We start from the raw sequence: 13,289 nt of genomic DNA on the forward strand, positions 1-13,289 counted from the left end.
CTTCGTCATGACCTCTCCGCTCACCACCCCCGCGTCCGAAGGACGCTGGACCCCCCGGCTGTGGGGCACCCTCCTGGTGCTGTGCGCCGCGATGTTCCTGGACGCGCTGGACGTGTCGATGGTCGGCGTCGCCCTGCCGTCCATCGGCGCCGACCTGGGCCTGTCCACCTCGACCCTGCAATGGATCGTCAGCGGCTACATCCTGGGCTACGGCGGCCTGCTGCTCCTCGGCGGACGCACCGCCGACCTGCTGGGCCGACGCCAGGTGTTCCTCGTGGCCCTCGCCGTGTTCGCACTCGCCTCACTGCTCGGCGGGCTCGTCGACTCGGGCCCGCTGCTGATCGCCAGCCGGTTCGTCAAGGGCCTCGCCGCCGCGTTCACCGCGCCCGCGGGCCTGTCCATCATCACCACGACGTTCGCCGAGGGCCCGATACGCAACCGCGCGCTGGCGATCTACACCACCTGCGGCGCCACCGGCTACTCGATGGGGCTCGTCTTCTCCGGCCTGCTCACCGAGGCCAGTTGGCGCCTGACCATGCTGCTTCCGGCGCCCGTCGCGCTGATCGCCCTGGTCGCCGGCCTGAAACTGCTCCCGCGCACCGAGCGCGAACGGACGAGCGGCGGTTACGACGTCCCCGGCGCCATCCTCGGCACCGCCGCGATGCTGCTGCTCGTGTTCACCGTCGTCGAGGCACCGGAGGCGGGCTGGGGCTCGGCCCGCACGATCCTGTCGTTCGTCGCCGTCGTCGTCCTGCTCACCGCCTTCGTCCGCGTCGAGCGGCGCAGCCCGAGCCCGCTGATCCGGCTGGGCGTACTGCGCTCGGGGGCCCAGGTGCGGGCGCAGCTAGGTGCGTTGACGTTCGTCGGCAGCTACATCGGCTTCCAGTTCCTGGTCACGCTGTACATGCAGCAACTGCTCGGCTGGTCGGCGCTGCACACGGCGCTGGCCTTCCTGCCGGCCGGCGCGCTCGTGGCGCTGTCGGCGACGAAGGTCGGTGCGATCATCGACCGGTTCGGTACGGCGCGGCTGATCGCGATCGGTTTCGCCTCGCTGGTCGCCGGCTACCTCCTGTTCCTGCGGATCGACCTCGACCCGGTCTACGCCGCGGTCATCCTGCCCACCATGCTGCTGGTGGGCGCGGGCTTCGCGCTGACCTTCCCCTCGCTCAACGTCCAGGCCACCAACGGCGTCGACGAACACGAGCAGGGCATGGTCTCGGGCCTGCTCAACACCTCGGTCCAGGTGGGCGGCGCGCTGTTCCTGGCCGTCGTGACCGCGGTCCTGACCGCGAACAGCCCCGAGGAACCCGCCTCCCCCCAGGCGGTCCTCGACAGCTACCTGCCCGCCCTGGCCGTGACCACCGTGATCGCGGTAGCGGGCCTCCTGATCGCCCTCACCGGACTGCGTACGCGCCCGAAGCAGCGGACCGTCGTGGTCGCCGAGTCCACCGCGAAGGAGGCGGAAGCGGAGCGTGTGGCGCTCCGTGACTGAAGGGGACGCCTCCCGCGTGCGCCCGGTGTGAGCGACTTGCTCCAGCGGGCGCACGCCTGTTTGACTCGAAGGATGGAGAGCTACGGGGGACGGCGCCGTCAGGCCGAGCGGGACGCGATCACCGTCGAGATCGGGTACGCGCTGTTCAGTGCCGCGTTCGCGGCGGCGGTGCTGTTCGGGGCGATCGTCGGGCCGGCGTTCGTCTTCGACCTGTCGGACGGTGCGCGCGGCGCACTCGTCGGCGTGGGCACCACGGTCGCGGTCGTGCTGTTCTTCGCCCGGGTCGTCAGCGTTCTGACGCGGTTCCGCCAGACGTCTCAGCCCAACCAGCCCGGCCGCACCAACCCCGACTCGTAGGCCAGCACCACGAGTTGGGCCCGATCCCGGGCGCCGAGCTTCACCATGGTACGGCTGACGTGGGTCTTCGCGGTGAGCGGGCTGACCACCAGGCGGCGCGCGATCTCCTCGTTGGACAGGCCGATGCCGACCAGCGCCATCACCTCCCGCTCACGCTCGGTGAGTTCGGCGAGGGCGTCGGCGGCAGCGGGTTCCTTGGAGCGGGCGGCGAACTCGGCGATGAGGCGGCGGGTCACTCCCGGCGACAGCAGGGCGTCGCCCTCGACCACCGCCCTTACCGCACGCAGCAGTTCCTCCGGCTCGGTGTCCTTGACCAGGAAGCCGGCGGCGCCCGAGCGGATGGCCTCGAAGACGTACTCGTCGAGTTCGAAGGTGGTCAGCATGACCACCTTGACGTCCTTCAGCTCCATGTCCTCGGTGATCCGGCGGGTCGCGGCGAGACCGTCCAGGAGCGGCATGCGGATGTCCATCAGGACGACGTCGGGCCGCAGTTCGCGCACCTCGCGCAGCGCCTCCTCGCCGTCGGAGGCCTCGCCGGCCACCTCGATGTCGGGCTGAGCGTCGAGCAGCGCCCGGAAGCCGGCCCGCACCAGTGACTGGTCGTCGGCGAGCAGTACGCGGATCACCGGTCCTCCTTGACCTCGTGGGAAGCCTTCAACGGCAGTACGGCGAGCACCCGGAACCCTCCGTCGTCCCGCGGGCCCGCCTCGATCGTGCCACCGAGCGCGGCCGCCCGCTCCCGCATTCCGGCGAGTCCGTTGCCGCTGCCGCCCGCGTCGGCGCCCGTCGCGGGGCCGTCGTCGTCGATACGCAGCCGTAGCGTCGTCCGGTCGTCGTGATCGAGGTGCACGCGTGCGTGCCGCGATCCCGAGTGGCGTACGACGTTGGTGAGGGCCTCCTGGACGATCCGGAAGGCGGCGAGGTCGGTGCCGGGCGCGAGGCGGGGCGGCTCGCCCTCGACCTCCACGGTGAGGCCCGCGCTCGCGGCCTGCTCCACCAGTTCGGGCAGCCGGTCCAGGCCGGGCGCCGGGGTGCGCGGGGCGTCGCCCGGGGTGCGCAGGGTGTCGAGGACCTGGCGGACCTCGCCGAGCGCCTCCTTGCTCTTTGCCTTGATGGTGGTGAGCGCGGTGCGGGCCTGCTCGGGGTCGGTGTCCAGGAGGGCGAGGCCCACGCCTGCCTGCACATTGATCACGCTGATGCTGTGCGCGAGGACGTCGTGCAGCTCGCGGGCGATCCGCAGCCGCTCCTCGTCGGCCCTGCGCCGTGCCGCCAGCGCCCGCTCCACCCGCTCCTTCACCCACTGCTCGCGCCGGATCCTGGCCAGCTCCGACACCGCCACGATCGCCGCCACCCACGCGGCGATCACGCCCTCCTGCCCCCAGGGCGCGGCCGAGTCGCCGGACGGCGGCAGCCACTGGTACAGCCAGTGCGCCACCAGGGCATGCCCCACCCAGAGCACCCCGACCGCGGCCCAGGCGGCCCTGCGGTGCCCCATGACGATGGCGTTGAAGCAGGCCAGGGCGACGGCCACGAAGACCGGCCCGTACGGGTATCCGGCGCCCAGGTAGACCGTGGCGGCCGTCGCCGTCCCGAACACGACGGCCACCGGGTACCGCTTGCGCCACAGCAGCAGCGCCGACGCCACGAACAGCAGCGCACGTGCGAAGGGATCGAGCGGCGCCCGGTCGTCGAGCTGGCCCTGGGCCGCGAAGTTCGAGCCGGCCATCACGAAGAAGGTGACCAGCAGGGTGGATCGCCAGGGCCAGCGTGGAGCGTGCTCCTCGTCGGCCCACCGGTTCCACCCCGGTGGCCCGTGCCGCCACCACATCCGGGGACCGCCGCCCCGGCGTTCCTGCTGCTCGTCCATGTCCGCCACGCTAGACGCGATGGCGGCCGGGCGGCGTCACCCGCGCGTGGTGATCACACGTACTCCCAGTGAAGTACGTCAGCCGCCCCGGGCGGGTAGCCGCCGCCGGGGGCCTGAGCGGGTGCGGGCGTGTCCCGGACCCGTCCGTCCCGGGTCTGTTCGAGGCCCTGTGGAGCGGGGCACCGCCGACGCATGTACGCAACCTCGGCTCACCGGCGTCGGGGCCGGCCCTCTGCGCGATCGACGCCGCCCGGTAGGCGGCGGAGTTGTGGCACGGGAGCCGCATTGCGCACCCTGCACGCCCGGTCCTCGCCAGGACCCGGAACTGCCGCCGTCACCCGTGCCGGCCCTCTGACGACGCGCGTCGGTCTAACGCTCTCCGTCCACCAGGCCGACCCCGTGCGCGAGTCGGCCCACCGCATGCCGGAAGAACGCCGCCCGGTCCTCCACGACCCGGTTGAACTGACCGAACAGCTCGAACCCGACGAGCCCGATGAGCTCGGCCCAGGAGGCGACGAGGGCCGCGACATGGGCCGGCGGGAGGTCGGGGGCCAGGTCGGCGGTCATGCGCTCGGCCTCGGGGCGCAGTTCGGCGGGCAGGGGTGCCGGTTCGGTGAGGCCGGAGGTCCCGTGGGCCTCGCGCACGATGCCGATGAGGACGAGGCCTACGCGGGAGGCGGGCGGGACCGTGGTGTCGGGCGCGGTGTAGCCGGGCACGGGCGAGCCGTAGATCAGCGCGTACTCGTGCGGATGGCGCAGCGCCCAGTCCCGTACGGCCTCCGCCACCGCCGTCCAGCGCCGTACGGGTCCGGCGTCGGCGGCCTTGGCGTGCGCTGCCTCGGCGCGCTCCCCGAGGGAGTCGTAGGCGTCGATGATGAGAGCGGTCAGCAGGTCGTCGCGGCTGGGGAAGTAGCGGTAGAGCGCCGAGGACACCATGCCGAGTTCGCGGGCCACGGCGCGCAGCGAGAGCTTGGCGGCGCCCTCGGCCGCGAGCTGTCTGCGGGCCTCGTCCTTGATGGCCGCGGTGACTTCCATCCTGGCGCGGGCGCGCAGGCCCTTTGCGGTACTGCTCATGGGGGCCAGTCTTCCACGAAGGACAGAGCGGTGCACACATTCAAGAGCACTGCTCTTGCTTTGGATCAGAGATCTCGTACACACTGCTCTCAAGCGAGAGCACCGCTCTCTCAATCGTCCGAACCGGACTACGGAGGTCCCCATGACGTCGCCGTACTACCTCAAGGGCAGCCCGCTGAACGTCCGCCTCAACAGCGTCATCGGCTGGCTCGCCCGGCACGGACTCAGCATCGCGGGCTCGGCGGAGATGTCGGTGCGCGGGCGCAAGAGCGGCAGGATGCAGCGCATCCCGGTCAACCCGCACAGGTACGAGGGCGCGCAGTACCTCGTCTCGGCCCGCGGCCACTCCCAGTGGGTGCGGAACATGCGCGCGGCCGGCGCTGGGGAGCTGCGGGTCGGGCGCAAGGTGCGGGAGTTCGCCGCGGTGGAGCTTCCCGACCAGGAGAAGCTCCCGATCCTGCGGACCTATCTGGAGAAGTGGGGCTGGGAGGTCAACCAGTACTTCCAGGGGGTCACCGCGAAGTCCTCGGACGAGGAGATCATCGCGGCGGCCCCGGACCACCCCGTCTTCCGGATCACCGTCGGGAAGTGACCCGGTCCGGCATCAGGAGGTGCCCCTGGCCACCGTCAGGAAGTGCCCTCGCCATCGGCCGGAGCCGGAGTCGGAGTCGGAGTCTGGCGGCGGTCCATCGCGGTGAGCGCGCGGTGGGCCATCGGGTGGGTGCGGACGATCTCGGCCAGCGACGTCGAGCCGCGGGTGATGTCCATGAAGGCCTTCCAGGCGGGCCGGAAACCGGTCAGCGTGGCGTGGAAGAGCCCGGGCCGGCGCTCGAACACCGTCAGCAGCCGCTTGCCGACGCTCATCTCGACGCCGAGTCCCGCCTTGATCGCGAAGGCGTAGTTCAGGGCCTGGCGCCGGGTGTCCACCGCGTCGTGCGCCTCGGCGATCCTGACCGCCCACTCCCCCGCCAGCCGGCCCGACCGCAGCGCGAACGAGATCCCCTCGCGGGTCCAGGGCTCCAACAGGCCCGCCGCGTCACCGCACACCAGCACACGCCCGCGTGACAGCGGCGAGTCGTCGGCACGGCAGCGCGTCAAGTGGCCGGAGGAGACGCTCGGTTCGAACCCGGCGAGCCCGAGCCGCCCGATGAACTCCTCCAAGTACCGCTTGGTGGCGGCTCCTTCGCCGCGCGCCGAGATCACACCGACCGTGAGCGTGTCCCCCTTGGGGAAAACCCAGCCGTAACTGCCGGGAATCGGACCCCAGTCGATGAGCACCCGTCCCTGCCAGTCCTCGGCGACCGTCTCCGGCACCGGAATCTCCGCCTCCAGGCCGAGATCCACCTGGTCGAGCTTGACCCCGACATGCGCTCCTATCCGGCTGGCGCTGCCGTCCGCGCCGACCACGGCCCGCGCGAGCAGCGTCTCGCCGCCCTGGAGGACGACGGCGACGCTGCGCCGGTCCGGCACCGCCGAGCCGTGCTGCTCGACGCGCTGCACGGTGACGCCCGTACGCAGCTCGGCGCCCGCCTTCTGCGCGTGCTCGACGAGCTGCTGGTCGAACTCGGGCCGGTTGATCAGCCCGAAGAGCATCTGCTTGGAGCGCCGGGTCCGGGTGAAGCGGCCGTTGTTGGAGAAGGTGACCGCGTGCACGCGGTCGCGGAAGGGCAGTTCGAAGCCGGGCGGAAGCGAGTCGCGCGAGGGGCCGATGATGCCGCCGCCGCATGTCTTGTAGCGCGGCAGCTCGGCTTTCTCCAGCAACAGCACGCGCCGCCCGGCGACGGCCGCCGCATACGCGGCCGAGGCTCCCGCGGGTCCCGCGCCCACCACGACGACGTCCCACACCTGCCGCACGTCGTCCGCCGAAGAGTTCTCGCTGCTCACGATGGTCTACTGCTCCCGATCAAGCCGCCGCCTGCTGCTGTCCCCCGCATCCTACGGCGGGCATCGCCGCAGGCCACTGTGCGAGGATCACAGCACTCACACGTACAACGTCGCACCCACAAGGAGCGTGCCCATGTCGTCGAATCCGGTCGCCGAGACCGTCGCCTCGCTGATGCCCAGGGCCAAGGCGGAGCTCACCGAACTGGTGGCGTTCAAATCGGTGGCGGACTTCGACCAGTTCCCGAGGAGCGAGAGCGAGGGCGCCGCCCGCTGGGTCGCCGACGCGCTCGGCGCCGAGGGCTTCCAGGACGTGGCCCTGCTCGACACCCCCGACGGCACGCAGTCGGTGTACGGCTACCTGCCGGGGCCCGAGGGCGCGAAGACGGTCCTGCTGTACGCCCACTACGACGTGCAGCCCCCGCTGGACGAGGCCGCCTGGCGCACCCCACCCTTCGAGCTGACCGAGCGCGACGGCCGCTGGTACGGGCGCGGGTCCGCCGACTGCAAGGGCGGCGTGATCATGCACCTGCTCGCTCTGCGCGCGCTGAAGGCGAACGGCGGCATACCGGTCCACGTCAAGGTGATCGCCGAGGGCTCGGAGGAGATGGGTACGGGCGGTCTGGAGCGGTACGCCGAGCAGCACCCGGACCTGCTGGAGGCCGACACCATCGTGATCGGCGACGCGGGCAACTTCCGTGTCGGCCTGCCGACGGTCACCTCGACCCTGCGCGGTATGACCCTGGTCCGCGTGCAGATCGACACGCTCGAGGGCAACCTGCACTCCGGCCAGTTCGGCGGAGCCGCGCCGGACGCGCTCGGCGCGCTGATCCGCGTACTGGACTCGCTGCGCGCCGAGGACGGTTCGACGACGGTGGACGGGCTGACCGGTGAGGCGTCGTGGGAGGGGCTCCAGTACGCGGACGAACAGTTCCGCCAGGACGCCAAGGTCCTCGACGGCGTGGAGCTGATCGGCTCCGGCACGGTCGCCGACCGCATCTGGGCCCGCCCCGCCGTCACGGTCCTCGGTATCGACTGCCCGCCGGTCGTCGGCGCCACCCCGTCCGTGCAGGCGAGCGCGCGTGCGCTGATCAGCCTGCGGGTGCCGCCGGGCGTGGACGCTGCCGAGGCGACGAAGCTGCTCCAGGCCCATCTGGAGACGCACACGCCGTGGGGTGCCCGGGTGCGCACCGAGCAGATCGGCCAGGGCCAGGCCTTCCGCGCCGACACCGGCAGCCCGGCGTACCAGGCCATGGCGGACGCGATGGCGGTCGCCTACCCGGGCCAGGAGATGCAGTACGCCGGCCAGGGCGGCTCGATCCCGCTGTGCAACACCCTCGCCGCCCTCTACCCGCACGCGGAGATCCTCCTCATCGGCCTGAGCGAGCCGGAGGCGCAGATTCACGCCGTGAACGAGAGCGTGTCGCCTCAGGAGCTGGAGCGGCTGTCGGTCGCCGAGGCGCTGTTCCTCCTTAATTACGCGGCGAGTTGAGGGGCCGCGCGCTGAAGGTGGGCCCATGACCCGGACCGCGCGTCGCGCCGCTCACACCGATGTAGCCACGTCCCTCGCGCTCCTCTCCGACCACGATCTCGCGGCCCTCGTGGCGGAGGGGACGCCGACGGGGGCCGGGATCGGAGGACGGGCGACGCTGGTCGAGGTCGACGGCGTCCAGGTCTTCGTGAAACGCGTACCGCTCACGGACGCCGAGCGGCTCCCCGAGCACGTCCGCTCCACCGCGAACCTGTTCCGGATGCCGCCCCACTGCCACTACGGCATCGGCAGGATCCCCAGCCCCGGCTTCGGCGCCTGGCGGGAACTCGCCGTGCACACGATGACCACGAAGTGGGTGCTCTCGGACACGTTCCCCGGCTTTCCGCTGATGTACCACTGGCGGGTACTGCCCGAGCCCGTGCAGCCGCTGCCGAACGAACTGGCCGACGTGGAAGCGGTCGTCCGCTACTGGGGCGGCGCCCCGGGGGTGCGTGAGCATGTCGAGGCCCGGCGGACCGCTTCCGCGAGCGTGGCCCTGTTCCTGGAGTACGTCCCGCACACGGTGCACGACTGGCTCCGCGCCCGGCTCGCCGCGGGCGACGCGCAGGCCGCCTGCCGACTGGTGGAGCGGGGCCTCGAGGCCACCACCTCCTTCCTTCGCTCACGGCAACTCCTGCACATGGACGCCCACTTCGGGAACTTCCTCACCGACGGCCACCGGCTCTACCTGGCCGACTACGGCCTGGCCCTCTCCCCGCGCTTCCGCCTGACACCGGACGAGCGCGACTTCCTGGACCGGCACCGTGCCTACGACCGCGCCTACACCTCCCTGTACCTGGTGCTCTGGCTCGTCACCGAGCTGTACGGGCACCGCGGGGAGGAACGGTCCGCGTTCATCCGCGCATGCGCCGACGGCGCCCGACCGGAGGGCATCCCGGAGGCCGCCGCCGCGGTGATCTCCCGGCACGCGCGGACGGCGGCTGCGATGGACGACTTCAGCCGACGGTTTCAGGAGCGGGTCACGACGTGGGAACACCCGCCTCCAGATACAACGCCGCCCCGCGTTCCCGAGCCCTGAGCGCCCACCGCAGCCGCTCATAACGCACCGGTGGGAGCAGATCGGCCGCCTCCTCCTCGGTGACGAACCGACAGTCACGCAGCTCGGGTCCGGGCAGCATGAGGCGTGCGGCCTCCGTGGAGTCGAGGCGCCCGCCGTCGAAGAGGAGGCGCAGACCTCCGTACCCCGGGGGCGAGGGCCGCTCCCAGTCGACCACGAGGAGCCGCGGCACGTCGTCGAGCCGTATCCCCGTCTCCTCCGCGACCTCCCGGATGCCCGCCCGCGCGGGCGCCTCACCCCGCTCGACGACCCCGCCGGGGAACTCCCAGCCCGCCTTGTAGGTGGGGTCGACGAGCAGCACCCGGTCCTCCTCGTCGAAGAGGAGGACGCCCGAGGCGACGGTCTCGGCGGTGGGCTCGGGCGTCTGCACGATGTCGCAGACCGGGGCCGTACCGCTGCCGACCGCCTCGGCGATACGGACGGCGGTCTCGTACGGGGTCAGCCCGCCGTTGTCGACGGGATACGCGTCGGCGGTGAGCCAGGAGGCGAGTGCGGCGCGATACGGCTCTATCTGGTCGTACGACCACTGCCGGACCCGTATCTCGCCGTCGGACGGCTCGGGCGGGATCTCCCGCCCGGCTATTCGCTCGCGCAGGATCGTTTCCGCCGGGGCGAGGAGCACATGCCGGACGGTGATGCGGCGCGCTGCCAGGCCGCCGAAGATCTCGTCCCGGTACTCCTGTCGCAGCAACGTCATCGGGACCACGAGGGTCCCGCCGAGCTCGGCGAGCAGCGCGGCCGCCGTGTCGATCACGAGACGCCGCCAGATCGGCAGGTCCTGGAAGTCACCGACCTCGGTGAGGTGTTTGGGCGGAAGCAGGTGGGTGAGTGCTCCGCCGATGACCTCGGGGTCGAAGAGCGTGCTGTTCGGGATCAGCTCGATCAGTTCCCGTGCGGTGGTGGTCTTCCCCGCACCGAACGCACCGTTGATCCAAACGATCACGTTTCCCCCTCTTCTGTTGGCCCCCTGTGGCTTGCCCGCTCCACCCTGCCACGGAAACCAGCTCCCGTAGAGAGCGCATGACAGCGGCGCCGGCCCCCTCGGATGCGGGGGTACGGCGCCGCGGTCGAGTCGGGGGGCCCGTCAGCCCTTCTTTGCCTTCTTCCCGTGCGGGGCATCGTTCACAGCCCGCTCCGTCTCACGGTTGATGGCCCGGCCGACGGTGTCCAGGGCCTTGTCGACGCTCACACCGCCGAGCTTGGTCTCGGCACCGGCCGGCAACCCGGCGTCAGGGGCCCCGGTGGCGGGGGAACCGGTGACGGGGAGCTCGATGGCGTGGGACGGAGTGACCGCCGCGACGACGAATCCGGTGGCCAGGGATGCGATGGCGAGCATGCTGCGCTTCTTCATGACCGTTTCAACTGCGAAACGGAGGTGGGAGTCACGCTCCGCCTCTTGGCGATCGGGACGGCGACGCGATTTCGGCCCCGGGTCGCTCCCTGTGGAGCCGGCGCTGCCGCACGCGCCGTACGAGATCGCCGGCCGCCTCAGGCCACCGGTCGTACTCGAAGACGAACCCCTCGTCGAGCAGCCGGCCGGGCACGACACGGCGGCTCTTCAGCAGGAGTTCGGTGTCCGAGCGCAGTGCGAACGCGCCGATCTCGGCCATCCACTTCGTCGCGGGCAGGCCCACGGGTACGCCCCACGCGGAGCGCAGTGCCCGCATGAAGGCGCGCTGCGTCAGGGGTTCGGGAGCGGCGAGGTTCACCGGGCCGGCGAGATCCGGCCGATCGACCAGGAACTCGACCGCCCGGACGAAGTCCCGGTCATGGATCCAGGAGACGTACTGCCCGCCGCCCGCGACGGGCCCGCCGAGCCCCAGCCGCGCCAGTCGCAGCAGGACGTCGAACACGCCGCCACGATCGGGGCTCATCACCATGGCGGAACGCAGGGCGACCTTCCGGGTGTGCGGTGTGTCGGCCTCCTCCTGCGCCCGCTCCCAGGCCTTGGCGATCTCGACGCTGTACGCCCAGTAGTCCGGCACATCGGGTTCGCCGCCGCCGATGACGCCCGTGGCCTCGTCGTGCGGCGCGTCGAAACGGTGGGCGTAGACGGTGGCCGTGCTCATCTGGAGCCAGACCCGCGGCGGCCGGGCGGCGCCGCTGATCGCCTCTCCCACGACCCGGGTGGAGTGCACCCGCGAATCCATCATGGCCCGCAGATTGGGCGCGGTGTAGCGGCAGCTGACGCTGCGCCCGGCCAGGTTGATCACGATGTCGCTGCCGTCGATCGCCGCGGCCCAGGGGCCCGGCGTCTTCCCGTCCCAGTGGAGCTCGCCCTTTTGCGAGGGCCGCCTGGTCAGGACGACGACCTCGTGGCCCGCGCCGCTCAGCGCACGGTTCAGGACCGTGCCCACCTGCCCGGTTCCCCCGGGGATCACTATCTTCATCGACTCCCCCTCGTGTGTGGAAACGAGCCTAGCGCACACAGTTGAACATGTTCAAAAGCGTGGGCCCATGGCAGATGCCGGGTCAATGAGCGGCCCGGGCCGGGGGTGGAACGTGGAGGTGTCCCACCCCGGCCGGGTGTCATCGGATGTACTTCACCGGCTTGGTGGCGGCGTTGAGGAGGTACTCCAGGGGGCCGCGGCGGAAGAAGCGGGACCAGGTCGCGGCGAACACGATCGCCCCGAGGACGTACATGATCAGCGGCGACCAGGACTGCTGGGTGCCGGTTCCGGCGGCCGTGGACAGTGCGGTCTGTGCGAGGAAGTGGCCGACGTAGGCGGTCAGGGACATGGTGCCCACGGCGATGACCGGTTTCGCCAGGCGGCGCAGTCGCGGCAGGCGGTCCATCGCCACCGTCGCGCCCACGATCACGAGGATCGCGATTCCGACGCTGCCGATGATGTCGAACGTGGTGCCGCTGTGGGGGCCGGCCGCCAGGAGCGACGACGCCGGCATATCGGGGAACGACCCGCCGTCGAGGGGCATCGATCCGCTGCCGGCGGGCATCGACCCGGAGCCGCTGGACGACGGCCCGTCTTCCGCGAGGCTCCGCAACGCGTCCTTGCCGGCGAGCAGCAGGGACATGCCGTAGGCGGTCGCGGTGAGGGTGGCGCCGAGCGCGGCGAGGCGCTTGTGGACAGTGCCGGAGGACAGGTCGAGGCGGCCCAGTGCCATGCCGGCGATCACGAAGGACATCCACGTGAGCGCCGGGTAGAAGCCGGTGAGCAGCAGATCGAGCACTCCCACCTCGCTGAGGTGGCGGAGCGGGTCGTAGGTGTTGATGCTCTGCTGGACCGAGGGAGTCAGCAGCGAGGTGAGGAGGAACGCCAGCTGCGGTGTGACGAGGGCGAACGCGGCCGCGATGATCGCGAGGGTCCTGGCGCGCAGGCGTACCAGGGGCAGGGCGAGGAGGAAGTAGACCCCGTAGAAGCCGAGGATGATCACTCCCCCGTACTCCATCGCCATCACGGTGCCCAGAGCCAGCAGGACCACGGCCCGGATCGCGATGCGGGCCTTCGCCTGCCGGCCGGCCAGGCCGGTCTTGGGCTCGCGGCGTCCGGCGAGCAGCATCAGTGAGAACCCGGCGAGGGTGGCGAACAGGACCGACGAGTGACCGTCCGATATGTAGCGGATCCAGCTGCCGACGCCGGACGTGGCGGACAGCGGGGGGCCGATGTGCACGACGTACATGCCGAACACCGCCAGCGCGCGGGCCAGGTCCACCCCGACGAGGCGTCCCATCGAGGGACCGGGCGAGGCCGGCACGGCGGACTCGGGGGAGGTTCGGGGCGGCGGAGGCGAGTTCTCCTGCGGAGCCGACGTCTCCTGGGGCGGCTGTGTCTGTGTCATACGGAGAACCTCGCGTGGACGTCCGGGGGCGGACCATCCGGCAGTCTTCGGTGACTCCCCCGCCGATCGGCGGGTACCGCCCTGCCGACTGACGGAGTCTCATCCTGACCGGCCGGTCCGGTGCGACCGGACGGCGGTGCTGTTCAGCCACCCGGCGGGGGTGGACCCGACGGTTGCCGGATGGGCGCGTGGCGGCCGGGCTTCCAGGCTG

13 protein-coding genes are annotated in these 13,289 nt (G+C 71.5%); 5 read left to right on the forward strand and 8 right to left on the reverse strand.

Annotated elements, in window-relative coordinates; translation table 11 throughout:
* The first annotated feature begins 7 nt into the window (after nt 1-7).
* Nucleotides 8-1,492 carry an MFS transporter gene (locus KUM44_RS33600; protein WP_217213538.1) on the forward strand — a complete coding sequence of 495 codons (1,485 nt, stop codon included), beginning with the start codon at nt 8-10 and terminating at the stop codon, nt 1,490-1,492.
* A gap of 72 nt (nt 1,493-1,564) precedes the next feature.
* Complete coding sequence (locus KUM44_RS33605; protein WP_217213539.1) at nt 1,565-1,849, forward strand: DUF6332 family protein; 285 nt, start codon at nt 1,565-1,567, stop codon at nt 1,847-1,849.
* On the opposite strand, the gene KUM44_RS33610 is transcribed toward KUM44_RS33605, so the two are convergent.
* The 3 genes from KUM44_RS33610 to KUM44_RS33620 form a co-directional block, all read right to left on the reverse strand.
* On the reverse strand, nt 1,810-2,475 hold the full coding sequence (locus KUM44_RS33610; protein ID WP_217213540.1) for a response regulator transcription factor: 666 nt from the start codon (nt 2,473-2,475) through the stop codon (nt 1,810-1,812). The two genes, KUM44_RS33605 and KUM44_RS33610, sit on opposite strands and share 40 nt — an antisense overlap.
* Nucleotides 2,472-3,716: a sensor histidine kinase gene (locus KUM44_RS33615; protein WP_217213541.1), complete on the reverse strand. Its 1,245-nt coding sequence runs from the start codon at nt 3,714-3,716 to the stop codon at nt 2,472-2,474. Before KUM44_RS33615 ends, KUM44_RS33610 begins: the two co-directional genes overlap by 4 nt.
* A 369-nt stretch (nt 3,717-4,085) precedes the next feature.
* Nucleotides 4,086-4,790, reverse strand: a complete 705-nt coding sequence (locus KUM44_RS33620) for a TetR/AcrR family transcriptional regulator (protein WP_217213542.1) — start codon at nt 4,788-4,790, stop codon at nt 4,086-4,088.
* Between the two features lie 142 nt (nt 4,791-4,932).
* Here KUM44_RS33620 and KUM44_RS33625 point away from each other — a divergent pair, with 142 nt between their 5' ends.
* Complete coding sequence (locus KUM44_RS33625; protein WP_217213543.1) at nt 4,933-5,382, forward strand: nitroreductase family deazaflavin-dependent oxidoreductase; 450 nt, start codon at nt 4,933-4,935, stop codon at nt 5,380-5,382.
* Between the two features lie 35 nt (nt 5,383-5,417).
* Here KUM44_RS33625 and KUM44_RS33630 read toward each other — a convergent pair whose 3' ends face one another.
* The gene (locus KUM44_RS33630) at nt 5,418-6,674 is read right to left on the reverse strand and encodes a geranylgeranyl reductase family protein (RefSeq protein ID WP_217213544.1); all 1,257 of its coding nucleotides are present in this window, start codon (nt 6,672-6,674) and stop codon (nt 5,418-5,420) included.
* Nucleotides 6,675-6,807: 133 nt separating this feature from the next.
* Here KUM44_RS33630 and KUM44_RS33635 point away from each other — a divergent pair, with 133 nt between their 5' ends.
* Both KUM44_RS33635 and KUM44_RS33640 read left to right on the forward strand, forming a co-directional pair.
* On the forward strand, nt 6,808-8,163 hold the full coding sequence (locus KUM44_RS33635; RefSeq protein WP_217213545.1) for a dipeptidase: 1,356 nt from the start codon (nt 6,808-6,810) through the stop codon (nt 8,161-8,163).
* A gap of 25 nt (nt 8,164-8,188) precedes the next feature.
* On the forward strand, nt 8,189-9,241 hold the full coding sequence (locus tag KUM44_RS33640; RefSeq protein WP_217213546.1) for a protein kinase family protein: 1,053 nt from the start codon (nt 8,189-8,191) through the stop codon (nt 9,239-9,241).
* Here KUM44_RS33640 and KUM44_RS33645 read toward each other — a convergent pair.
* The 4 genes from KUM44_RS33645 to KUM44_RS33660 form a co-directional block, all read right to left on the reverse strand.
* Nucleotides 9,183-10,223, reverse strand: coding sequence for an NUDIX hydrolase (locus KUM44_RS33645; protein WP_217213547.1), 1,041 nt, complete (start codon nt 10,221-10,223; stop codon nt 9,183-9,185). The two genes, KUM44_RS33640 and KUM44_RS33645, sit on opposite strands and share 59 nt — an antisense overlap.
* A 141-nt stretch (nt 10,224-10,364) precedes the next feature.
* A complete protein-coding gene (locus KUM44_RS33650) occupies nt 10,365-10,616 on the reverse strand; it encodes a hypothetical protein (protein ID WP_374202098.1) in 252 nt (83 codons plus the stop codon).
* 46 nt (nt 10,617-10,662) lie between these two features.
* Complete coding sequence (locus tag KUM44_RS33655) at nt 10,663-11,670, reverse strand: TIGR01777 family oxidoreductase (RefSeq protein WP_217213549.1); 1,008 nt, start codon at nt 11,668-11,670, stop codon at nt 10,663-10,665.
* A gap of 139 nt (nt 11,671-11,809) precedes the next feature.
* Nucleotides 11,810-13,078, reverse strand: a complete 1,269-nt coding sequence (locus KUM44_RS33660; protein WP_254390487.1) for a DUF418 domain-containing protein — start codon at nt 13,076-13,078, stop codon at nt 11,810-11,812.
* Between the last annotated feature and the right edge of the window lie 211 nt (nt 13,079-13,289).

The sequence above is a fragment of the Streptomyces sp. AC550_RSS872 genome (assembly GCF_019049285.1).
Classification (GTDB): domain Bacteria; phylum Actinomycetota; class Actinomycetes; order Streptomycetales; family Streptomycetaceae; genus Streptomyces.